The sequence below is a fragment of the Streptomyces sp. IBSBF 2435 genome (assembly GCF_036815005.1).
In the GTDB taxonomy this organism is placed as follows: Bacteria; Actinomycetota; Actinomycetes; order Streptomycetales; family Streptomycetaceae; genus Actinacidiphila.
The window spans coordinates 17,311-39,010 of sequence record NZ_JAJSYW010000084.1 but is presented as its reverse complement, the minus strand read 5'-3'; the positions used below and the strand labels follow the sequence as shown (position 1 = coordinate 39,010).

At 72.2% G+C, this 21,700-nt stretch carries 16 protein-coding genes and 3 pseudogenes; 8 read left to right on the top strand and 11 right to left on the bottom strand.

The genetic code is table 11. The features are described 5' to 3' along the window. Positions 1-7: 7 nt before the first annotated feature. Both V7E46_RS18135 and V7E46_RS18130 read right to left on the bottom strand, forming a co-directional pair. A complete protein-coding gene (locus tag V7E46_RS18135) occupies positions 8-1,771 on the bottom strand; it encodes a thiamine pyrophosphate-dependent enzyme (RefSeq protein WP_333769374.1) in 1,764 nt (587 codons plus the stop codon). Between the two features lie 169 nt (positions 1,772-1,940). Next, positions 1,941-3,524 (bottom strand): FMN-binding glutamate synthase family protein, encoded by a 1,584-nt coding sequence (locus tag V7E46_RS18130; protein ID WP_333769373.1) that lies wholly within the window; start codon positions 3,522-3,524, stop codon positions 1,941-1,943. A gap of 130 nt (positions 3,525-3,654) precedes the next feature. On the opposite strand from V7E46_RS18130, the gene V7E46_RS18125 reads away from it, so the two are divergent. The 3 genes from V7E46_RS18125 to V7E46_RS18115 all read left to right on the top strand — a co-directional run bounded on the left by V7E46_RS18125 (position 3,655) and on the right by V7E46_RS18115 (position 7,323). Beyond that, the gene (locus V7E46_RS18125) at positions 3,655-5,187 is read left to right on the top strand and encodes an MFS transporter (RefSeq protein ID WP_333769372.1); all 1,533 of its coding nucleotides are present in this window, start codon (positions 3,655-3,657) and stop codon (positions 5,185-5,187) included. Positions 5,188-5,398: 211 nt separating this feature from the next. Then, complete coding sequence (locus tag V7E46_RS18120; protein ID WP_333769371.1) at positions 5,399-6,034, top strand: hemerythrin domain-containing protein; 636 nt, start codon at positions 5,399-5,401, stop codon at positions 6,032-6,034. A 152-nt stretch (positions 6,035-6,186) separates the two neighbouring features. After that, positions 6,187-7,323 carry a ScyD/ScyE family protein gene (locus tag V7E46_RS18115; RefSeq protein WP_333769370.1) on the top strand — a complete coding sequence of 379 codons (1,137 nt, stop codon included), beginning with the start codon at positions 6,187-6,189 and terminating at the stop codon, positions 7,321-7,323. Between the two features lie 62 nt (positions 7,324-7,385). On the opposite strand, the gene V7E46_RS18110 is transcribed toward V7E46_RS18115, so the two are convergent. Beyond that, a complete protein-coding gene (locus V7E46_RS18110) occupies positions 7,386-8,408 on the bottom strand; it encodes a DUF4331 family protein (RefSeq protein WP_333769369.1) in 1,023 nt (340 codons plus the stop codon). A gap of 223 nt (positions 8,409-8,631) precedes the next feature. Between V7E46_RS18110 and V7E46_RS18105 the strand changes: the two are divergent. The 3 genes and pseudogenes from V7E46_RS18105 to V7E46_RS18095 form a co-directional block, all read left to right on the top strand. After that, positions 8,632-9,078, top strand: a pseudogene (locus V7E46_RS18105) (sugar ABC transporter substrate-binding protein); the annotation flags it as partial. Positions 9,079-9,134: 56 nt separating this feature from the next. Continuing rightward, positions 9,135-9,703, top strand: a pseudogene (locus tag V7E46_RS18100) (carbohydrate ABC transporter permease). A 1-nt stretch (position 9,704) separates the two neighbouring features. Further along, entirely contained in the window at positions 9,705-10,541 is an 837-nt protein-coding gene (locus V7E46_RS18095) for a carbohydrate ABC transporter permease (RefSeq protein WP_333769368.1), read from the top strand. 71 nt (positions 10,542-10,612) lie between these two features. On the opposite strand, the gene V7E46_RS18090 is transcribed toward V7E46_RS18095, so the two are convergent. The 7 genes and pseudogenes from V7E46_RS18090 to V7E46_RS18060 form a co-directional block, all read right to left on the bottom strand. Continuing rightward, positions 10,613-11,767: a glycoside hydrolase family 3 N-terminal domain-containing protein gene (locus V7E46_RS18090; RefSeq protein WP_333769367.1), complete on the bottom strand. Its 1,155-nt coding sequence runs from the start codon at positions 11,765-11,767 to the stop codon at positions 10,613-10,615. A 122-nt stretch (positions 11,768-11,889) separates the two neighbouring features. Next, complete coding sequence (locus V7E46_RS18085) at positions 11,890-12,729, bottom strand: lysozyme (protein ID WP_333769366.1); 840 nt, start codon at positions 12,727-12,729, stop codon at positions 11,890-11,892. 103 nt (positions 12,730-12,832) lie between these two features. Further along, entirely contained in the window at positions 12,833-12,955 is a 123-nt protein-coding gene (locus tag V7E46_RS18080) for a hypothetical protein (RefSeq protein ID WP_333769382.1), read from the bottom strand. A gap of 136 nt (positions 12,956-13,091) precedes the next feature. Next, positions 13,092-13,214: pseudogene (locus V7E46_RS33920) on the bottom strand (hypothetical protein); the annotation flags it as partial. Continuing rightward, the gene (locus V7E46_RS18070) at positions 13,211-15,055 is read right to left on the bottom strand and encodes a glycoside hydrolase family 76 protein (RefSeq protein WP_333769365.1); all 1,845 of its coding nucleotides are present in this window, start codon (positions 15,053-15,055) and stop codon (positions 13,211-13,213) included. The gene V7E46_RS18070 and the pseudogene V7E46_RS33920, both read right to left, overlap by 4 nt. Before the next feature lie 292 nt (positions 15,056-15,347). Beyond that, positions 15,348-16,595: an MFS transporter gene (locus V7E46_RS18065; protein WP_333769364.1), complete on the bottom strand. Its 1,248-nt coding sequence runs from the start codon at positions 16,593-16,595 to the stop codon at positions 15,348-15,350. 394 nt (positions 16,596-16,989) lie between these two features. Further along, positions 16,990-17,796, bottom strand: coding sequence for an SDR family oxidoreductase (locus tag V7E46_RS18060; RefSeq protein ID WP_333769381.1), 807 nt, complete (start codon positions 17,794-17,796; stop codon positions 16,990-16,992). Between the two features lie 634 nt (positions 17,797-18,430). Between V7E46_RS18060 and V7E46_RS18055 the strand changes: the two genes are divergently transcribed. Both V7E46_RS18055 and V7E46_RS18050 read left to right on the top strand, forming a co-directional pair. Further along, positions 18,431-18,670: a hypothetical protein gene (locus V7E46_RS18055; RefSeq protein ID WP_329176566.1), complete on the top strand. Its 240-nt coding sequence runs from the start codon at positions 18,431-18,433 to the stop codon at positions 18,668-18,670. Positions 18,671-18,978: 308 nt separating this feature from the next. Continuing rightward, positions 18,979-20,505, top strand: a complete 1,527-nt coding sequence (locus V7E46_RS18050) for an arabinofuranosidase catalytic domain-containing protein (RefSeq protein ID WP_333769363.1) — start codon at positions 18,979-18,981, stop codon at positions 20,503-20,505. A 243-nt stretch (positions 20,506-20,748) separates the two neighbouring features. Here the strand turns inward: V7E46_RS18050 and V7E46_RS18045 are convergent, their stop codons facing one another. Continuing rightward, complete coding sequence (locus V7E46_RS18045) at positions 20,749-21,660, bottom strand: aromatic prenyltransferase (protein ID WP_333769362.1); 912 nt, start codon at positions 21,658-21,660, stop codon at positions 20,749-20,751. Positions 21,661-21,700 lie beyond the last annotated feature (40 nt).

Genomic DNA, 21,700 nt, shown 5'->3' with positions numbered 1-21,700 from the left:
GGGTGGGTCAGTCCTGCGCGCTGTCGTCCCCGCGGCTGCGTACGAGTTCCTTCATCTTGGCCACCGCGAAGCCCCAGCCCTGCTCGACGGTGGGCTTGCCGGGCACGGCCACCTCGTCCGGGTTGGTGAGCACGTCGAGCAGCACGGGCCCCGGGGTCGCGAAGGCGGTCCGCACGGCGTCGTCCAGCTCCGCCGGGTCGGTCACACGGACACCGGTGATGCCCATGGCGGTGGCGATCGCGGCGAAGTCGGGGTTGTCCAGGACGGTGCCGAACTCCGGGAGCCCTGACTGCTCCTGTTCGAGCTTGACCATGCCCAGCCGGCGGTTGTCGAAGACGACGAGCTTGACGGGCAGCGCGTGCGTCTTCAGCGTCATCAGGTCGCCCAGCAGCATGCTCAGGCCGCCGTCGCCGCAGAAGGCCACCACCTGCCGCTCCCGGTCCAGGCACTGGGCGCCCAGCGCCTGGGGCATGGCGTTGGCCATCGAGCCGAGGTTGAACGAGCCCAGCAGCCGGCGCGAGCCGCGCATCTCGACGAAGCGGGACAGCCACACCGTGGCCATACCGGTGTCCGAGGTGAAGACCGCATCCTCGGCGGCGGCCCGGTCCACCGCGGCGGCCAGCGCCTCGGGGCGGATGTCGTGCTGCCGGTTGTCCACCGCGGAACGCAGCCGCCCGACCAGGCCCTTGTCGTGGTCCGGGGCGGCGAGTTTGGCCTGTCCCTCGCGCCAGGAGGCGAAGCGTTCACGGGCCTTGTCCAGGTGACCGCGGTCCCGGGCGCCGCCCGCCCCCGGCGGCTGCGCGGTCAGCCGGGCGAGCAGGTCGCGTACGGTGGCGCCCACGTCACCGACCAGGCCGATCTCCACCGGGATGCGGCGCCCGATGTGCGCGGCCTCGGTGTCCACCTGGATGACGGTGCGGCCCTGCGGATACCAGTCCCGGTAGGGGAAGTCGGTGCCCAGCATCAGCAGCGTGTCGGCGTCCTCCAGGGCCGAGGCCGCCGCGGGGTTGCCGATCAGCCCGGTCTGGCCGACCTGGAAGGGGTTGTCACCCTCCAGGCCCTCCTTGGCCTTCAAGGTGAGCACCATGGGCGCCGCCAGCCGGTCGGCCAGCGCCATGACGTCCTCGCGCGCGGCCCGGGAGCCCTTGCCGACCAGCAGGGTGACGCGGTCGGCCCGGTCCAGCAGCTCGGCGGCCCTGCGGACGGCGTCCTCCTCGGGCCGGGTGGTCGGGGCGGTGAGGGAGAAGCGGGCCGGGCGGTCGGCGCTCACCTCGCGGTCGCCGATGTCGCCGGGCACCGTGAGGACGGCGACGCCCTTGCGCCCCAGGGCGTTGCGCACCGCCGTCTCCAGCAGCAGCGGGAGCTGGTCGGGCGAGGTGATGGTCGCCCGGAAGACCGCGACGTCGTTGAAGAGGGCGTCGTTGTCGACCTCCTGGAAGTAGTCGCTGCCCAGCTCGGTCAGCGGCACCTGCCCCGCGATGGCCAGCACGGGCGTACGGCTCTTGGCCGCGTCGTAGAGCCCGTTGAGCAGGTGCACGGAGCCGGGGCCGACCGTGCCCATGCACACCCCGAGGCGGCCGGTCAGCTGGGACTGGGCGCCGGCGGCGAAGGCCGCGGCCTCCTCGTGCCGGCAGCCCACCCACTCCACGCCCTCGGTGGTACGGATGGCGTCGGTCAGCGGGTTGAGGGCGTCGCCGACGACGCCGAACACCTGGCTGACGCCGAGTTCGCTCAGTGCGTCCACGATGACGCGGGCTACGGTTCGGGCCACGGGGTCCTCCGGATCGGATGGGGGATCGTCGGATGGTGGATCGGATGGCGGGTGTCATGGACCAGGCGGCCGGGACAGCCCGCACCGTCCGGGCGCGCCGGGTCTTCCGGCCCGCCCGGACGGTCCGAGCCGCGCGCCCGCCCTGCCCGTAACGCCCCGCCCGTACCGCTCAGACGGCGAAGCGGTCGGGGTCGGCAGCCGCCCAGTCGGCCGCCCACGACTCGGGGGGCTCGGCCAGCAGCTGGCCGGGGGCCAGCCAGTCGTACAGCTCGTCGTAGGAGCGCACGGTCTGCGGGTCGGTACGCCGTCGCAGCATGTGCGGGCGCAGATCGGCGGGGTCGGTGACGCCCATGGCCGCCATGATCTGCAGGGCGCTGGCCACGGTCGCCTCCTGGAGGCGCCGGACCCGCTCGGTCTTGTCCCCGACGTCCAGGGCGCGGGCCCTGCGGGGGTCCTGGGTGGTGACGCCGGACGGGCAGGTGTTGGTGTGGCAGCGCTGGGCCTGGATACAGCCGACGGCGAACATCATGGCGCGGGCCGCATTGCCGTAGTCGGCGCCCTGGGCCAGCCGCTTGACCAGATCGCTGCCGGTGGCGATCTTGCCGCTGGCGCCGATCCTGACCCGGTCCCGCAGGCCGGCGCCGACCAGCGCGTTGTGCACGGTGATCAGGCCCTCGGTGAGCGGTGTCCCGATGTTGTCGGCGAATTCCAGCGGGGCCGCGCCCGTACCGCCCTCCGCGCCGTCCACGATGATGAAGTCGGGCGCCGTGCCTTCCTCGATCATCGCCTTGCAGACCGCGAGGAACTGGCCCCGCGAGCCCACGCAGAGCTTGAAGCCGGCCGGCTTGCCGCCGGACAGCTCCCGCATCCGGGCGATGAAGCGGACGAGTTCCCGGGGCGTGGAGAACACCCGGTGGTAGGGCGGCGAGACCACGGTCCGCCCCTCGGGAACGCCGCGGACCCCGGCGATCTCCGCGTTGACCTTCGCGCCCGGCAGCACTCCGCCGATACCGGGCTTGGCGCCCTGGGAGAGCTTGAGCGAGACGCACTTCACGTTCGGGTGGGCCGCCTTGTCGGCGAATTTCCCCGGGTCGAAGTCACCGTCCCCGGTACGGCAGCCGAAGTAGCCGGTGCCGACCTCCCAGACCAGGTCGCCGCCCGGCCGCAGGTGGTAGTCGGACATACCGCCCTCGCCGGTGTCGTGCGCGAAGCCGCCGGCCGCGGCGCCGCCGTTGAGGGCGAGGATCGCGTTCGAGGACAGCGAGCCGAAGCTCATCGCCGACACATTGAGCAGCGCCATGTCGTACGGCCGCGTGCAGTCCGGGCCGCCGATCCGCACCCGCGGCGGCTGGTCGGGGACCGGCCGCGGCGCCATCGAGGGCACCAGGAATTCGTGGCCGGCCAGATACACGTCCCGCTCGGTGCCGTACGGCTCCTCCGCGTCGGTGCCCTTGGCCCGCTCGTACACGATGCTGCGCACGTCCCGGTCGAACGGCCGCCCGTCGAAGTTCCGCTCGATGAAGTACTGCTGCAGTTCGGGGCGGATCTTCTCCAGCAGGAAGCGGGCGTGCCCGATGACCGGGTAGTTGCGCAGCACCGAATGCCGCCGCTGCGCCAGGTCCCACACCCCCAGCAGCCCCAGCGCGGCCAGCGGCACCGCCCCGGTCCACCACCACGGCGAGAGTTCCAGCGCGGCGCCCACCGCCGCCACGGCCGCCAGCACCGCCGCGGCGACCCAACCGATTCGTATCACCACCGGCGTCTGTCCCGGCCGGCCGCTTCCATGTCCGGACTGCCGGGTCCGGCCCCGATGTCACATTCGAACCACCGGCCCTGTCATACGAACGAGGCTCGCGTCCGTTCGACGTCACAAGGAGACGATCATGGCAGCACAGAGCGCAGACTCCCCGGCCCGGCCGGACCCGGGGGCCGCCGGGCCGGAGAAGAACCCGAAGCGGTGGTGGGTCCTCGCCGTCATCTGCGTCGCCCAGCTCATGGTGGTCCTCGACGCGACCGTGATGAACCTGGCGCTGCCGTCGGCCCAGGAGGCGCTGGACTTCTCGAACGCCGACCGGCAGTGGGTCGTGACCGCGTACGCGCTGTCCTTCGGCAGCCTGCTGCTCTTCTGCGGGCGGCTGGCCGACTTGATCGGCCACAAGATCACCTTCCTGGTCGGCGTGGTCGGCTTCGCGGGCGCCTCGGCGATCGGCGGCGCCTCGGTCAACTTCACGATGCTGGTGACGGCGCGTGCCGGCCAGGGCGTCTTCGCGGCCCTGCTGGCACCTGCCGCCCTGGCGCTGCTGGCCACGACCTTCACCGACCCCAAGGAGCGCGGCAGGGCCTTCGGCGCCTACGGCGGGGTCGCGGCCAGCGGCGCGGGCCTCGGACTCATCATCGGGGGCGCGCTGACCTCAGGACTGTCCTGGCGCTGGTGCATGTACGTCAACCTGGTCTTCGCCGCCTTCGCGGTGATCGGGGCCGCGCTGCCGATGGGCGGCAAGAAGGCCAGGACGCTGGGCGCCCGGCTGGACATACCCGGCGTGATCGCGGTGTCCAGCGGGATGTTCTGCCTGGTCTACGGCTTCTCCAACGCCGGCACGCACAGCTGGCACGCCACCTCCACCTGGGGCTTCCTGGCCGCCGCCGTCGTCCTGCTGGTCCTCTTCGCCATCTGGCAGACCCGCGCCGAGCGGCCGCTGCTGCCGCCCCGGATCGTGCTCGACCGCAACCGCGGCGGCGCCTACCTGACCATGCTGGTCCTCGGCAGCGGCATGTTCGGCCTGTTCCTCTTCCTCATCTACTACATGCAGACCACCCTGGGGTACTCGGCGATCAAATCGGGCACCGCCCTGCTGCCGATGGTGCTGGCCACCATCGTGGGCTCCGGCGTGGGCAACGTCGTGGTGATGCCCAAGTACGGCCCCCGGTGGCTGGCCTGCACCGGTTTGGCGCTCGGCGCCGGCGGCACGGCCTGGCTGACCCGGATCGGCACGGACTCCCCGTACGCCGGGGCGCTGCTCGGCCCGACGATGGTCATCGGCCTCGGCATAGGCCTCACCTTCGCCTCGACGCTCCAGACCGCCACCGCGCGCGTGGCACCGCAGGAGGCGGGCATCGCCTCCGCCGGCCTCCAGGTCGGCCAGCAGCTCGGCGGTGCGATCGGCACGGCCCTGCTCAACACGATCGCGGCCACCGCCGTCACCGACTACCTGGACGACCACGCGAAGGGCAAGCCGACACCGGCACTGCTCAAGCTCGCCGCGGTCCACGGCTATTCCACGGCCTTCTGGTGGTGCACCGGCATCTTCGTCTTCGGTGTCGTCTTCTGCACCGCGCTGCTGCGCTCCGGCCCGGTGTCCGCGCCCGAAGGCGGCGCCCCCACGCCGTCCCCGCGGGCCGAGGCGGCCCGGGCCTGACGGGCGGGACGCCCCGCGCCCCGTCCGGCGCGGGGTGGGTCCCTCCCCGGTGCGCGGACCGCCCGGCGGCCGGCCGGGGGACCGCCGCCGGTCACACTTTTCCGCCGAGACCTGTCATAAGGCCGGGACCGCAGGTCCGTTCCGCGTGACACGAGTCAGAGGCGAGTTACCACCCGGGTGTCCGGCATCCGGTCAGCGACACAGGAGAGCCATGAGCGGCAACGTCGACTTCACGCTGATGTACGCGATGCACAATGCCCTGCGCCGGGACGTGGCGCACATCGCGCGGATCACCGCCGGCACCGACGACGACCCGCGGCGGATCCTCGGCAACACCGCCGGGTGGGAGCTGTTCAAGCGCGCCCTGCACATCCACCACACCGCCGAGGACGAGGCGCTGTGGCCGCAGATGGCCGTCGCCCTGGCCGACCGGCCCGACGACCTGGCCGTGGTCGAGGCGATGGAGGCCGAGCACGCCGGGATCGACCCGCTGCTGGAGGCGATCGACCTGGCACTGGCCGACCGCGACTGCGGGCCGCAGCGCGTCGGCGACCTGACCGACGCGCTGGCCGGCACGCTGGGCAGGCACCTCACGCACGAGGAGACCGACACGCTGCCGCTGATCGAAACGAGCCTGACGGCGGAGCAGATCCAGAACTTCGGCACCGTCCACGCCGCCAAGGGCGGTCCGGACGGGCCGAGGATCACCCCCTGGATGCTGGACGGCCAGGACGACCGGATCGTCGCGGCCACGCTGGCGGTCCTGCCGCCGCCGCTGCGCACGGTGTACGAGAACCAGTGGCAGCCCGCGTACGCCTCCGTGGACTGGTGGAGCTCCCGGGTCTGACGCTCCGCCGGCGGGCGACGCCCGCCGACCGCCTCTTTTTGCCAGGGCTCAAGGGCCGGCCCCGCGATGGCGCCGCCGGCCCCGTGCGCGCCGGGCCGGAAACGGCCCCCGCGCGGCCGCCGATCGAAAAAGTGTGAGGAGACGAGGCGCAGATGCGACCTCTCAAAACGCGTCGGATAATCGTGGCCGCCGCTGCCGCGGCGGCGTTCGCCAGCCTGAGCGCCGGCCCTTCGGGACCGGTGGCCCAGGCGGCGGACCACCCGGGGGAGCTGGCCGGCGACGCGCCGGTCACCGTCGTGGCGAGCGGCCTGAACGGGCCGCGCGGCCTGGTAAGGGGACCGCACGGCCACCTGCTGGTCGGCGAGGCGGGATCCGTCCCCGCCGTGTGCGACAGCGCCGACCCGGTGACGAAGAACTGCTACGGCCTGACCGGCTCGATCGCGGACGTCTCGTCGGGCACGCCGGTCCGCATCCGCACCGGCCTGGCGTCGCTCCTCAACGGGGCGGAGATGATCGGCCCCGACAGCCTGGCGTACACCGGCGGCCGGCTGTACGCGCTGGAGCCGGCGTCACCGGAATTCGTCCCAGCCGGCCTGCCGGGCCTGACCCCGGCGGTCAGCGCGGTGCTGAAGAAGCAGTACGGAGCGCTGCTGGACGTCACCGGCCGGACCCCCGAGGTCGTCGGCAACCCCGGTGACTACGACTACCGGTGGGCGCCGACGCACGACGCCAACCCCTACGCGCTGGCGGTGAATCCGCGCGGCGGCTTCTACGTGGCGGACGGCGGCACGAACACGCTGGACTCGGTCGACCGGTCCGGCACCGTCCGCGTACTCGCCCCGATCCCCGCCACCCCGGCCGGCTCGAACGCTGTGCCCACCTGCGTCGACATCGGTCCCGACGGCGCTGTCTACGTCGGCGAACTCACCGGCGGCGGCAATTCGGGGACCGCGGCCAACGTGTACCGCTACGCGCCGCGTACCGGCGGGCTCACGGTCTGGCAGAGCGGCTTCAGCGCCATCAACGGCTGCGGCTTCGGCGCCAACGGCGACTTCTACGTGACCGAGTTCGACAAGACCGGCTTCCTGCCCACCGCGGACCCCGTCGGTGACGTCGTCCAGATCGGCAAGGACGGCCGGCGCACCGTTCTCGGCGGGGGCAGGCTGTACGCTCCCGCGGGCTTCCTGGCGGCGCCCGACGGGTCCGTCTACGTGAGCAACTACTCGTCGATGTGGCCGTTCGGCGACACGACGTACGCAGACGCCGGCGAGGTCGTCAGGATCGGCTGAGCCCCGCCGGGCCGTCCGGTGCGGGCCGCCCCCGCACTGGTCGGCCCGGTCAGGGCCGGCGGTCAGACCGGTACGACGAAGGGGAAGTGCTCGGTCCGCTGGTCCTTGGCGACGGCGGGGGTGAGCCCGGAGGGGATGGCCGTGTTGGTGACCAGGGCAAGCATCGCCTCGGGCGCGTTGTCGGCCTGGGTGCGGCCGTTGCGGGCGGCGAAGCCGTAGCTGGCGGGGGTGCCGACCACGTAGGGCAGCACGTCGGGGAACAGCTGGCGCGCCACGGTCCGGCCGTAGCCCACGGGGTCGGTCGACGTCCCGGTGCCCGCGACCACCGCGGCCACCTGGTCGGCGACGACCTGCCCCGCGGAGGCCAGGTCCTCGGAGGGGTGCCGGGTGTTGGCGGGGTTGGAGAAGTCGGTGTCGCCCGGCCAGAAGATCGGCCACATCATCGGGTGCCCCGCGCGGTTGATCTGCCGCCACCCGCCGGCGTCGGTGGCCAGCTTGGTCGCGCACCACACTCCGATACGCGCGCCGGGCCGCAGCGTGGCGTGCGCGTGCGAGACCTCCAGCACGATCGTCTCGACGGAGGTGCCGGCGAAGCTGTTCCGCGCCTCCTGCGGGCGCCAGGCCGACAGGTCCACCGCCGTGCCCTTGGCCACCGCCCCGTTGACGAGGGCCAGCAGGGACAGGTCGATGTAGAAGGGGTCCGCGACCCGCCCGGCCCAGACGCGGGTGCCGCCCCCGCCGGTCGGCTCGCCGGTACGTCCCTCCAGGACCAGGTCGCCCTCGGCGGAGTCCTCGCGCGCCTCGTCGCCGGCCAGGGTGTGCAGCCGCAGGTCCTGGCGCCCGTCCGCGTCGGCCTCGCCGAAGGAGAACCGGTAGGCCAGGGTCTCGAAGCCGGCGCCGTCGAAGTGGACCTTGAACTCGTAGCGCGCTTCCGGGTGGAAGCCCGGCTCGGCGTAGACGCCGGTGATGTTCGAATTGACGTCGATGACGAGGACCGTGCTGTCCTCACCGGAGAAGACGTACAGGTCGTCGATGTACAGCTGACCGTTCTGGGCCGCCAGAGGAGTATCGAGGTGGTGGGACATGGATGGTCCGTTCGTGTCTCGGACGGGGTGTTCCGGGCGGGTGGAGCGGGACGCGGTCCTCCGTGCCGTCCCGCTCCGGCCCCCTGGCGGGCGGCGGGACGGGACACCACGACACTCACTGTGCCCCAGCCGTCACCACATCGCGACATCTCGGACATAACCGGCGGAGAAACCCGTCGGCCGGCGGCGCGCCCGCGGCGGTCCCGGCACCTTCCCCGCCGGCCGGGCGCTGGGCGACGACTTCGGGGTGCTGCCCTTCCCCGCGGACGGCGCCGCGGGCAGGCCCACCGTGCCGGTCGGCGCGTACGGGGCGGCCGTCAACTCCCGCAGCAGGCACCAGGCGGAGGCCAAGGCGTACATCAAGTGGCTGTGGGTCGACAAGACCGACTACCAGGAGGACTTCGCGCTCTCCTACGGCTTCCACATCCCGGCCCGGATCTCGCTGGCGAAGAAGGCGGCCAAGCTGCGGGAGGGCGCGGCGGCCGACGCCGTCTCCTACGCCACCGACCACGGCTACGCCCAGCCGCTGCTGTGGACGCCGGCCGGCCAGACCGCCTACCAGGACGCGCTGAGCCGCATCATCAAGGACGGCGCCAATCCCGACACCGAGCTGAAGGCGGTGGTCCGCACGACCGCTTCCGAGCTGCAGCGGGTGCGGAAGAAGCCGTGAGACACCGCACGCTGTGGTTCTGGGTCTTCGTCGGCCCGTTCGCCGCCGGGCTCGTGATGTTCACGTACGTACCGCTGCTGTGGAGCGTGTACCTGAGCTTCTTCGACGCGCACAACACGGTGTCCCCGCACCGGTTCGTCGGCCTGGACAACTACACGTCGATGCTGCGCGACCGGGCGTTCACCGACAGCCTGGGCACCTTCGGGTGATCGTGACCGTACGGCTGTGGCTGCAGGCCGGCTTCTACATGGTGCTCTTCCTCGCCGGCCTCCAGCGCATCCCGGCCCAGCTGTACGAGGCGGCGGCCGTGGACGGCGCGCGGCCGGGCTGGCAGGTCTTCCGGTACATCACCTTCCCGCAGCTGCGGGCCGCATCGGTGGCGGTGGCGCTGCTGCTGGTCATCAACGCCTTCCGGGCGTTCGACGAGTTCTACAACCTGCTCAGCGACTCGCGCGGCTATCCGCCGTACGCCCGGCCGCCGCTGGTCTACCTCTACAACATCGCGCTGGGCCGCGGGCAGAACCTGGGCGAGGGCAGTGCGGGAGCCGTCATCCTCGCGCTGATCATCGCGGTCGTCACCGTCGTCCAGGCCCGCTGGTTCGGACTCGGCAGGAGGGAGGACTGACATGGAGAAGGCCCTGCTCGGATTCGGGCGCGCGGTGCGGCTGGTGCTGCTCGTCGTGCTCGCGCTGCTCTTCCTGATCCCCTTCTACCTGCTGGTGCGCAACGGCCTGTCCACCGAGCAGGACATCACCTCGCCGGACTGGGCCTTCTTCCCCTCGCACCTGCGGTGGTCCAACGTCGGCGAGCTGTTCGACGACCCCGCGGTGCCGATGGCCCGCTCGCTGCTCAACTCAGGCCTGATCGCGGTCACCACGACCGCCGGCACCGTGCTGCTCGCCTCGCTCGCGGGCTACGGACTGGCGCGCATCCCGTACCGCTACGCGAACCAGGTCTTCTACGCGATCCTCGGCACCCTGATGGTGCCGGCGGCCGTCACCTTCGTGCCGAGCTTCGTGCTGGTCTCCTCGCTCGGCTGGATCTCCACCATGCGCGGACTGATCATCCCGACGATCTTCTCGGCCTTCGCCTGCTTCATCTTCCGGCAGTATTCCCTTGGCTTCCCTGGCGAGTTGGAGGACGCCGCGAAGGTCGACGGGCTGGGCTACTGGCGCACCTACTGGAGGATCGTCGTGCCCAACTCCACGCCGGTCTTCGCGGCCGTCTCCACGATCGTGTTCATCGGCGCCTGGAACTCCTTCCTGTGGCCGCTGGTCATCGGCCAGGACAAGTCGGCGTGGACGGTCCAGGTCGCGCTGTCCACCTTCACCACCGCCCAAGTGGTCAACATCCACGAGCTGTTCGTGGCGGCGGCGGTCTCCATCCTGCCGCTGCTGCTGGTCTTCCTGCTGCTCCAGCGGCACATCGTGGCGGGCATCGAACGCTCCGGCATCGACGACTGAGCCCCCGGCCCGGCGCCGGGACCGGCTCCCGACCGCGCCGCCGGCGCCGGTGCCCGGCATGGCCCGGCGCGCTAGAAGAGCCGGCCGCGCAGGGCGCCGATCCTGCCGAGCGCGGCGTTGGACGCCGCCTGGTCCAGGGTGCCGTTCTGCAGCGCGCCGGCCAGCGCGGAGACGACCGCCTTGCCGTGCGAGACGTCGCCCGAGGCGTCGAGGATGACGTCCATGCCGGCCGCCGCGGCGGTGACCGCGTTCTGCCCGCTGGTCCCCAGGGCGCTCAGCGCGCCCGCCTCGATCGCATCGGTGATGGTCACCCCGGTGAAGCCGAGCCGGCCGCGCAGTTCGCCCTGCACCACGGTCGGCGAGAGCCCCGCGGGGTGCGCGGCGTCCAGGTGGGAGTAGACGGCCCAGGAGACCATCACCAGGTCGACCCCGGCGGCGAGCGCGGCGGCGTACGGGGCTTCGTCGATGGCGCGCAGATCGGCCAGCGAGGTCTTCAGGGTGACAGCCCGCAGGTCGGTGTTCTGCGCGGCGGTCGCGGGTCCCAGACCGGGGAAGTGCTTGGCGGTGGCCGCGACGCCGGTCGCCTGCTGGGCGGTGACGAAGGACCGGCCGCACAGCGAGACCACGGCCGGGTCGGTGCTGTAGGACCGCTGGTACTGGTCCTCGAAGTCGCCGGCCGTGCGGTAGACGTCCAGCACCGGCGCCAGGTTGATGTTCAGGCCGGCGCCGCGCAGCAGATTGCCGGCGCCGGTGCCCGCGGCGGCCGCGGCGGCGGCCGGGTCGGCGGACGCGCCGATCTGCTTCGCGGACAGCACAGGGGCGCCGGGCAGCCGGCGTACCTGGCCGCCCTCCTGGTCGGTCATCAGGAGCAGCGGCGCGGGATTCGGGCTGCGCAGATTCGCCTGCCGCATCAGCTGGACGGCCGAGCCGATCTGGCTGAGGCTGCTGACGTTGTCGCCGAAGATGATGACGCCGGCCGCCTGGCCCGAGCTGATCTGGTCGAGCAGGCTCTGCGGGACGGTCGTTCCCGAGTACGAGAAGACGACCCGCTGCCCGGCCTGCTGCTGCGGGGTCAGCGCGGCGGGCCGGGCGAACGCGGCCGGCGCGGTGTGCGCGGGGCCGGCCCTGTGGCGGTCGCCGAGGCGGCCGGGCAGCCCGGCCGCGGCTATACCGGTGCCGGCCGCCAGGACGCTGCGTCGCGAGGGATGGGGTCCAGAGCCGGCCATGTCGTGCCTCCTGGGGGTTGCTCGGGGCGAGCGGGCTGTACGGGGTCCGGCGGGTGCGCCGCGGCCGGCGTGGCCGCCGCGCACCCCCGGGGAGTGGCCTGTCGTACCGGCTGGAAGCCTGGTCAGCCGTTGGCCAGCGCCTGGACGCGGCTGAAGTCGCCGTTGAAGGCGTCCTGGTCGCCGGGGAAGATGCCGCTGTCGGCGTACTGCCAGATCGTCTGGTAGGGCCAGTTGTAGGGCATGGGGCCGGGGCTGCCGTTGTAGTTGGCGAGCACCAGCGGGTTGGTGGACGAGAAGTCCCCGGTGTTGCCGGTGCACTGGCTCCACCAGCTCGTCGCGGTGTAGATGGTCACCCAGCGGGTGGTCCTGGCGTGGTATTCGTTGCTGAACGACAGGATCCAGTTGACCATCGAGGCGGCGGACAGCCCGTAGCAGGTCGCCCCGTACGGGTTCCACTCGATGTCGAGCATGCCGGGCAGCGTCTTGCCGTCCTTCGACCAGCCTCCGCCGTGCGCGATGAAGTAGTCGGCCTGGGCGGCCCCCGAGGAGGTGTTGGGGGTCGCGAAGTGGTAGGCGCCGCGGATGAGTCCCGCGTTGTACGAGCCGTTGTACTGCTGGGTGAAGTACGGGTTCACGTACGTCGTGGACTCGGTGGCCTTGACGTAGGCGAAGCGGCCGCCGTTCGCGGCGACGGACGCCCAGTTGACGTTGCCCTGGTAGCCGCTGACGTCCAGCCCCGGCGCGCCGGCGACCGCGGGGTTGACGGTACGCCCGCCGCCGGACGCGGGCTGGTGCAGCGCGATCTGGGAGCCGGCCCAGTCCAGTTCGGGGTGGGTGATGAGGTTCTTGGTCGTGGTCGTGGGGGCGGCCGACGCCGGGACCGCGGTCGCGCCCAGGGCGGCGCAGGCCAGCGCCGCAGCGGCGACCAGAACTCGTTTCTTGGCGGGAGCATGCCAACTCACAATGTCCTCCGGGCGGGGAGCGTGATGCGGGTGGGGGGTGCGGGGCTTGCACGCCCAGAGTGGAGGAAACTTTCATCGCACACAAGATGTGTGAAAAAAAGCACTACGCAGTTGGCCGACCGGTCGGATACGGCCCCGCCCCCGCGGGCAGGAAGGCGGCGTCGGCGACGATCATCGCCGCGGAGAACAGCGGCAGCCCCATGAGCACCGCGATACCGAGGTGCACGCCCAGCAGCAAAAAGCGGGAAGGGGGGTCTACGGTACGGGGCGGTGTGCCGGGGCAGCGCGCAGGCGGATGTGCCGCCGGGCATCCGCTGGCGGTTGTCGGCGACCAGGCGGTAGACGCCGCGGGTGATCCAGCGGACGGGCGGCATCCGGAGCAGGGCGCCCGCGCCGGCCCACACCCCGCCCGCGCCCAGCAGCAGTTTCGCGACGGCCTCCGCGCCGCCGTACACGGCACCGGGGCGGCGGCCCGCGCCGGTCAGGGGGCGGCCAGCAGCGCGCTGAGGGCGGACGCCTCGGTGCGCCAGTCGCGGACGTTGGGGTGGGCGGCCGGGTCGGCGCCCGCCCAGCGCTCGCCGAGCCGTACGAGGCTGTCGCGGTCGGTGTTCCACACACTGTCGGCCTGGGTGCGGGCGAAGGCCGCGTACGCGCCGCCGGTGGCGGTGTTCACCTCGTCCAGGTAGCGCATGAAGACACCCTTGAACTGCTTCGCGTTGTCGTCGCAGCTCGCGGTGACCGCGTCGCAGGACTCGGTGAGCACCCCGCCGGAGACCAGGGACGGCGAGCCGACTGCCGCGTCGGTGAGGCGGCGCGCGGTGCTGAGCGCCGCGCTGTCGCCGGTGGCCCGCCAGATCTCGACGGCCGCGCCTACGGACAGGCCCTGGTTGTAGCTCCACACCGTCTGGCCGTTGTTGGCGCAGCCGGCGGTGAGGCCGTCGTTGACCAGGCCGGAGGCGTTGATCAGGCCGCTGTGCTGGAACCAGGTCCACGCCGTGGTCGCCCGGCCGAGCCACAGGGTGTCGCCGGAGATCCGGTTGTGCAGCTCCGCGGTGATCCGCACCCACAGGGCGTTCGTCACCGCGTTCTTGTACGTACGCTCCCGGTCCCACCACACACCGCCGCCGCACGAGCCGGTGTCCCACAGGCCGTTCACGTAACCGCCGATGGTCACCGCCTCGTTGAGGTACTTGGCGTCGTGTGTGAGGTCGTAGGCGTCGAGCCAGGCCAGTGCCCACCACTCGGCGTCGTCCGTGGCGCGGCTGATGAAGTCGCCGTCGATGGGGTCGGAGCTGCGGGCCCCGGCGGGGAAGGCGGCCTTGTCCACCTGGAAGGTGCGGTCGACGATCCAGGCGTAGCGGGTGTCGCCGGTCTTGCGCATGTAGTCCACGACCGTGGCGAGCGCCACCGCGGAATTCCACCAGCTCGACGGCCAGTAGGCGGTGTTCGGGTCGTAGGAGTACATCAGCGCGTCGGCCGCGGCGGCGGTGCGGCTGGTGGCCGGCCGGGCCCAGGCCGTGCAGCTGCCGTTCTGGCCCTCCACCGCCCGGCCGCAGGCGCGCACGGCGCCGCCGTACAACCTGCCCTGCGGGTCGGAGGTGTTGAACCTCGCGGTGCGGGTGCCGGTCGCGCCCGACGGCACGCCGGTCCGGCCGAGCGAGGAGCCGTCGGGCCAGCTCGCGCCGCTGTTCCACGAGCGGTCGAGCCACACCTCGTCGCCCGCCTTCCCGGCGGCCACCGTCGCCCAGGCCATCCCGGAATTGTCCGTGTGCAGCGCGATGGTGCGGCCGTTGAGGGTGGCGGCCCCGACCGGCTGGGTGTCCCCCGCCGCCGTCCCGCCGCCGTCACAGGCGGTCGCGCACACGCCGGTCCTGGCCCAGGAGGTGCAGGCCACGCCCTGGGCGTCGCCGCAGGCCCGCAGCAGCCCGCGGCGGTGCCCGGCGGGGTCGTAGAGGTTGTACATCAGGGTGCGGGTGCCGGTCCACGAGGCGGGCACGGCGGCCTTGCCCAGCAGCCCGTCCCAGGTGGCGCCGCCGTCCCAGGACCGGTCCAGCCACACGGAGTCGTTCAGCACGGCGCTGTCGATACTGGCCCAGGCCATCCCGTCGGCGTCGTCGACATGCAGCTGGAGCAGCCGTCCGTTGACGGTCACGGCCGGCACGGGGAAGGTCTCCTGGGCCGCCTGGGACGGATCGAGGGTGTCGCAGCGGACGGCGCACACGGCCGTCGCGGCGGCGGGCGCCCCGGCGGCGGCCGACGCGGCGGTCCGCCCGGTCATCGCCACGACGAGCGCGAGCAGGACGCACCATAAAGCGGTTCTCCGCACCGGGTTCTCCCTCCAGGGGTGGTACCCGCCGGCCGTTCCCGCCGCAGCCCGAACCACCGCGTGCGGCTTCCCACGTTGCAAACGGGGAGGGGGATCTGCCGTGATACCCGTCCGGACTGTCATGTCCAGACCACATTAGAAGCGAGCCCCGCCCTACTGACAAGGGGTGCGGCAACCCCCGCCCCGCATTGGCCGGTTCGCCCCGCCCCTCTACAACGATGCACAGCCGCCCTCGCCCGCCGCGCTGTCCACCACCCCGGTCACCCCGGGGCGCGTCCCGGCCTCGGGCCCCTCATCGGCGAGGGGCGTCCCTGTCGGGCGCGGTCGGGGGGCGGGGCAGGGGGATGCGGGCAGCGCCGGTGGTGGCGAAGGGGGAATATCTCGGGACCCAGCGCAGCAGCGCGCCCGCCGCCGCGACGCCCACGGCGCCCATGACCGAGATGCCGGCCGCGAGGCTGCCCAGCGAGGCGGCGGCCGACACCACCAGGGGGCCGCCCGCGCTGCCGGAGTCCGCGCACAGCCGCCATACGCCCAGGAACTGCGAGCGGATGCCGGGCGGCGCGACGTCCGCGCCGAGCGTCATCAGGATGCCGCTGCCGATCCCGTTGCCGAAGCCGATGAGCATCGCGACCACGGTCAGCTCGGTGAGGGTGTGGGTCAGCGGCAGGACGGCCTGGGCGCCGCCCAGCACCAGCATCGAGGGCACCGCGATCCACAGCCGGCCCGCGCGGTCCATGACCCGGCCCGAGGGGTAGAAGGTCAGCGTGTCGATCAGCCCGGCGATGCCGAAGACGACGCTGGTGGAGGACGGGCTCTGGCCCAGGTGCTCGGCCCACAGCGGCAGGACGGTCTGCCGGGTCGCCCGGACCGAGCCGACCAGCATGACGGCAAGGCCCAGGGTGAGGAAGACCTTCCGGTGGTCGCGCAGCACCGCCCGTACGGGGACGGGCTTCCTGCCGCCGCGGGCGGCGGGTTCCACCACGTCGGGCACCGTGAGCAGGACCAGCACGGTCACCGCCGTGCACAGCAGTGCCAGCCAGTAGATGTCGCGCACCGGGCGGCCGGTCAGCACCGCCGCGCCGAGGAAGGGCCCGACGAAGGCGCCCACCCGCGACATGCCGCCGAGTGTCGACATCGCCCGGGCCCGCAGCGGGGCGGGAACGGCCTCGGTGAGATAGGACTGCCTGGCCAGGATGATGACCGCGTTGGACGCCCCGGTGAGGGTGACCGCCAGGGCCAGCTGCCAGAAGCTGCGGGCCAGCGCGCACCCGCTCAGCGTCACCGCGGTCACGCCCGACGCGACGAGCATCGCCTTGCGGTCGCCGAGCCGCGCCGCCAGCGCCCCGGCGGGCACGTCGCCGAGGATCTGCCCGACCCCCACCAGCGCGAGCACCAGCCCCGCGCCGCCGACGCCCGCCCCGAGCGCGCGCCCGCTGAGCGCCAGTACGGGCGCGAGCGCGCCCATGCCCGTCTCGAAGACCAGCACGGGCAGGAACACCGCGGGTATCAGGCTTCGCAAGGACACCGGTTGCGCGTTCATGTGCTGCTGCCCACTTTCGTGCCGACGGCGTCCCGACCAGGGCCGACCAGCACCGACCACGGCCGGCCTGAGACCGGCCCGCACCGGCCGGTGCCGCCCTGAAACCGACCGGGGCCGGCGCGCCTGGGGTCGGCCGCGGCCCATGGTTCATTCAACAACAGCCCGCGGCGCGCACCGCCGGCCCGGTGCGGCTCAGGCCTTCGCCGGGGCCGCGGACGAGGGGGCCCGCCGGCGTCGGACACCGGGAAGGCCCGCTCCCGCCGCGAGCCGGAGGCGAAGACGATCGACCAGCTCACGACCGGTGAGCGCCGCATGGCGCGGGCGGCGAAGAGCCGGCGAATCCGCCGCCGACGATCACCACCCGGCGGGGCGCGGCACGCTCCTCCATCGGCGCTCAGCCTCCCGTGGCGAAGCCGGGGAAGAGCGTCATCCCGCCGTCGACGTAGAGCGTGGTGCCGACGACGTAGTCGAGGAGGTCGGAGGCCACGGCGACGACGGCGTTGGCGATGTCGTCCGGGTCGCCGACCCGGCCGTACGGGATCAGTTTGAGCAGTTCCGCCTCGGCCTGCGGGGTGTTCCAGGCGGACGTGTTGATGGGGGTGCGGATCGCGCCGGGGGCGACCGCGTTCACCCGGATGCGGTGCGGGGCCAGTTCCTGGGCGAGGGTCTGCATCAGCATGCCCACACCGCCCTTGGATGAGGCGTAGTTGACGTGGCCCGCCCACGGGATGATCTGGTGGACCGAACTCATGCAGATGATCTTCCCGGCCGCCCGGGAGACCTCGGGGACGACGCCGCGCCGCATGAATTCCTTGGCGGCCTCGCGCGCGCACAGGAACTGCCCGGTGAGGTTGACGTCGATGACCTTCTGCCACTGGGCGAGCGTCATCCCGGTGAGGGGGGAGTCGCACTGAAGGCCGGCGTTGGAGACCATGATGTCGACGGTGCCCAGCTCCCGGACCGCCCGGGCGACCATCTCGACGACCTGGTCCTCGTCGGAGACGTCGGCCTCGTGGGCGTAGGCGCGGACCCCGAAGCCCCTGATCCGCTCCACGACCTCGCCGGCGTCGTCCGGGCCGGCCACGTAGTTGACCACGACATCCGCCCCGGCCCGGCCGAGGGCGACCGCGGTCGCCATGCCGATACCCGAGTTGGCCCCGGTCACCACGGCTTTCTGTCCCTTGAGAAGGTCCGCGGGCATCGCCGCGCGGTCCTCGTCGGCACGTGCTGCCACCACGATCTCTCCTTACGGCGCGATGCCTGTCGAGTCGTCGTATGCCCGGCACCCCGACGAAAGCACCCCGGGCGGCGCGGCGGCGGAAGCGGCGCGCCGGGCGGCCGGGTTTGCGCCGGGCGCGTCACCCGGGCGGGCCAAAGCCCCGCCGGACCGTCGCGGAGCCGCTCCGGGACCACGAGCAGCTGATGCTCATGCCGCTGATCGGCCGGGGGCTACAGAAGCGAGGTCGGCCTGTCCGGGAACCACGCCTCCGCGGACGAGTCATGGAGCCGGCCCCCGGGGAAGCGCGTTGCACGGCGACCGGTCGATTCGGTCCGCGGCGACGGGCAGCCGTCCGGCGGATGAATGGCGCCGGGGTCTGGGACGCCTCCTCGCAGCACAGCCCCTGTTGCGGTCCGGCAGGGGGCGCACGGCGTTCCCCTCCGTAGCGCACTGGCCACGGGTGATCCCACTCGCCCCAGGGCCACCAATTGGTCTGGACCTATTGAAGCGCCGGGCGCACCCGGGCAAGCTTGCTGCTGCGCGCGCACCCCTGCACCACACCCCCTGGCCACCCGGCAGGCGCTTCGGCCTGCCACGGAAAGGAGTTGTGATCCACATGCGCAAGAAGGTCATGGCCCGCGCGGCCACTGTCGCCGCCGCCGCGATCCTCGGTCTCGGCGTCGCCACCACGGCGGCGCAGGCGTCCCCGCCGCCCGGCAGCGGATGGATGTTCATGGGGTACTTCCCGACGTACGACAGCTGTGTCGCCCAGGCGCACGTCGACGCACCCGCACACGGCCCGGCCTACATCTGCGAGTACGGCACGAACAACCTGTACCTGCTGTGGATGCACTGACCCGCACGGACCACGTGCACGCGTGACGCACCGGGCGCGATCCGCCCGCAGTGAGCAGGCCCGCGCCACCCGGCGTTCTCCGACCGGGCGGCGCGGGCCCACGCGTTTTCCACGCCGGAAACCCGGCGGTGGCCGGAACTCCGCCGAAAACAACAGATCTAGACATCCCTGAGGAGACAGTAAAAATAAAAGCAACAAATATTGACGCAATCGACCAGCGCGCGTAACTTCCGTCGCAGCCGTCGCGCAGTGCTCAACCGTGCTGCGCCAGCGGCGAGTTCGCTCCCTCCCCCCATCCAGGAGCACACATGCGCAGATCGAGATCCGCCGCCGCGCGCGCCCCCCACGGCCCCGCGGCAGGACCGGCTCTTCCCCCCTCCCCGCTCCGGCGCTACCGCCGGGCCCTGCTCTCCGCCGTCGCGACCCTCGGGCTGCTGCTCGGCGCCTTCCTGAGCCTGCCCGGCTCGGCGCAGGCCGCCGGCACCCTGCCCTGCGACATCTACGCCGGGGCCGGCACCTCGTGCGTGGCCGCGCACAGCACGACGCGCGCCCTGTTCTCCGCGTACAACGGCCCGCTCTACCAGGTCACCCGCGCCTCGGACGGCGGGACCACCGACATCGGCCTGCTGAGCGCCGGCGGTTACGCGAACGCCGCGCAGCAGGACAGCTTCTGCGCGGACACCACCTGTCGTATCACCAAGGTCTACGACCAGACGTCCCGCCACAACGACCTCTTCCCGGGGCCGGCCGGCACCGCCGGCATGGGCGCGGACCGGGGCGCGGACGCCGCCGAGCTGTCGGTCACGGCCGGCGGCCACAAGGTCTACGGCATCTGGGTCTCGCCGGGCGTCGGCTACCGCTCGCACGGCGCCGCCTCCGGCACCGCCGTCAACGGGCAGCCCGAGGGCGCCTACATGGTGGCCAGCGGCACCCACGTCGGCTCCGCGTGCTGCTTCGACTACGGCAACGCCGAGTCCACCCCCGCCGACACCGGCAACGGCCACATGGACGCCGTCAGCATCGCCACCACCTGCTACTTCGCCCCCTGCAACGGCACCGGCCCCTGGATCGAGGCCGACATGGAGAACGGCATGTTCCAGGGGAACAACGGCTCCAACACCGCGAACGCCGGCAACAAGAGCGCCTTCGTCACGGCCGTGCTCAAGAACAACGGCCAGACGACGTACGCCCTCAAGGGCGGCAATTCGCAGTCCGGCGCGCTGACCACCTGGTGGAACGGAGCACTGCCGACCAGGGGCGGCTACACGCCGATGCACCAGGAGGGCGGCATCATCCTGGGCACCGGCGGCGACAACAGCAACTGGAACATGGGCACGTTCTTCGAGGGCGTCATGGTCGCCGGCTATCCGACCGACGCCGCCGAGAACGCGGTCCAGGCCAACGTCGTCTCGGTCGGCTACTCCGGCGAGACCAACGTGCCCAACGGCGCCCAGGGGCAGATCACCGGGCCCGGCAACCAGTGCGTCGACGTCGCGGCGGACGACACCGGGGTCAACGGAGCTGCCGTCCAGCTGTGGAACTGCCAGTCCTACGCCGAGGACCAGTTCTGGGCCCACCACACCAACGGTTCGCTGAGCACCATCGGCCGCTGCCTGGACATCGTCGGCAACGGCACCGCCAACGGCGCCAAGGTCGAACTGTGGGACTGCAACGGCGTCGGCGGCCAGGTGTTCAACCAGCGCTCCGACGGGTCGCTGTTCAACCCCCAGTCCGGCCGCTGCCTCGACTCGCCCAGCGGCGCCACCGCCAACGGCACCCGGCTGCAGATCTGGGACTGCAACGGCACCGCGGCCCAGAAGTTCACCCTGCACTGAGGCCGGCCAGGGGCGCGTGGCCCTCGGCGCCCCTGCGCGAGAACCACCTGAACACGCGTGGGCGGGGGGGCCGGGGGGGGCCCCGCCCCCCCCCCAGCCGTCTCCTATAAAAAAATAAAAGCACAANCCCCCCCCCCCCCCCCCCCCCCCCCCCCCCCCCCCCCCCCCCCCCCCCCCCCCCCCCCCCACGTTCGGGCCGAATCAGCCGCTCAGACGCCCGTCGGCTCCGTTGGCGAAGTCGGCTCAGTTGTCCTCGTACTCGCGCCACAGCCGCACGACATCGGGCTGGGCACGGTAGAACGACAGGAGCTTGTAATACTCGCCGCTCGGCGCGGAGGCGACGTAGCAGATGAACCTGCGCGGCACGCCTTCGTCGACGGACGGGGCGTTCTTGGCGAGCTGCTCGATCTTGGGCTCAAGACGGCCGCCGGTCAGGCCGAACGGGTCCAGCGTCATGGCGCTGAAGCAGATCCGCTGGATGTCCGGCGAATCCCACTTCGTGGTGACGTAGAAGCCGCCCGCCTCCTGGGCGAGCTTCACCAGCTGCTCGCTCGGCTCGGGCATGTTGATGTCACGGAGGATCGCCGCGATGTTCTTCGGCTCCGACAGATATCCGTCGGGCGTCTTGAAGTAGAGGTTGACCGTTTTGTTCTCGTAGTCCATCCCGGTCAGAGCCAGCTGGCCGTACACACCGTGGCGGCGGAAGAACTCGGCGTTCCCGGCGACGCTGGTCGGCAGGGACGGGATGTCGGCCACCGTCGCCAGCGACTGCAGGTCGTCCGGCGGGAAGAACTGGAAGGTCTTCGTGAAGCCGCCGATGACCCCGAAGTCGACGCCGTAGTTGTCAATGGGGCACCGGCCGGCGATGTCCGCGCTCAGCGAGGCGACGGGGTGGTCCGTCCGCGGGGTGAGGCCGTTCGACACGGCGATGCCGTACGGGTCGGCCTCCTTCGGGATCATCGTGAAGCGGCAGCTGAAGTCGTCGCCGCGACGCGCGCTGGTCTCCACCCGGAAAGCGATGGCGGAATGCGGGATCAGGTCCTCGTACGCCGTCAGGACGGGCCAGACCGTGTCACGCGAGCTGACCACGTCCAGCCGCCGAGCTGCTTCCTCGATGACCGAGTAGAGATCTTCCAGCCCAGATGTGCCGGACATGCGTCCTCCAAATTCGGGTGAAGCAAGATCACCGAAAGTC

Excerpts from the sequence above, each read along its gene's own strand:
- V7E46_RS18125 (WP_333769372.1), top strand. The coding sequence starts at position 3,655 with ATGGCAGCACAGAGCGCAGACTCCCCGGCCCGGCCGGACCCGGGGGCC.
- V7E46_RS18120 (WP_333769371.1), top strand. The coding sequence starts at position 5,399 with ATGAGCGGCAACGTCGACTTCACGCTGATGTACGCGATGCACAATGCC.
- V7E46_RS18115 (WP_333769370.1), top strand. The coding sequence starts at position 6,187 with ATGCGACCTCTCAAAACGCGTCGGATAATCGTGGCCGCCGCTGCCGCG.
- V7E46_RS18110 (WP_333769369.1), bottom strand. The coding sequence starts at position 8,408 with ATGTCCCACCACCTCGATACTCCTCTGGCGGCCCAGAACGGTCAGCTG.
- V7E46_RS18095 (WP_333769368.1), top strand. The coding sequence starts at position 9,705 with ATGGAGAAGGCCCTGCTCGGATTCGGGCGCGCGGTGCGGCTGGTGCTG.
- V7E46_RS18090 (WP_333769367.1), bottom strand. The coding sequence starts at position 11,767 with ATGGCCGGCTCTGGACCCCATCCCTCGCGACGCAGCGTCCTGGCGGCC.
- V7E46_RS18065 (WP_333769364.1), bottom strand. The coding sequence starts at position 16,595 with ATGAACGCGCAACCGGTGTCCTTGCGAAGCCTGATACCCGCGGTGTTC.
- V7E46_RS18060 (WP_333769381.1), bottom strand. The coding sequence starts at position 17,796 with ATGCCCGCGGACCTTCTCAAGGGACAGAAAGCCGTGGTGACCGGGGCC.
- V7E46_RS18055 (WP_329176566.1), top strand. The coding sequence starts at position 18,431 with ATGCGCAAGAAGGTCATGGCCCGCGCGGCCACTGTCGCCGCCGCCGCG.
- V7E46_RS18050 (WP_333769363.1), top strand. The coding sequence starts at position 18,979 with ATGCGCAGATCGAGATCCGCCGCCGCGCGCGCCCCCCACGGCCCCGCG.
- V7E46_RS18045 (WP_333769362.1), bottom strand. The coding sequence starts at position 21,660 with ATGTCCGGCACATCTGGGCTGGAAGATCTCTACTCGGTCATCGAGGAA.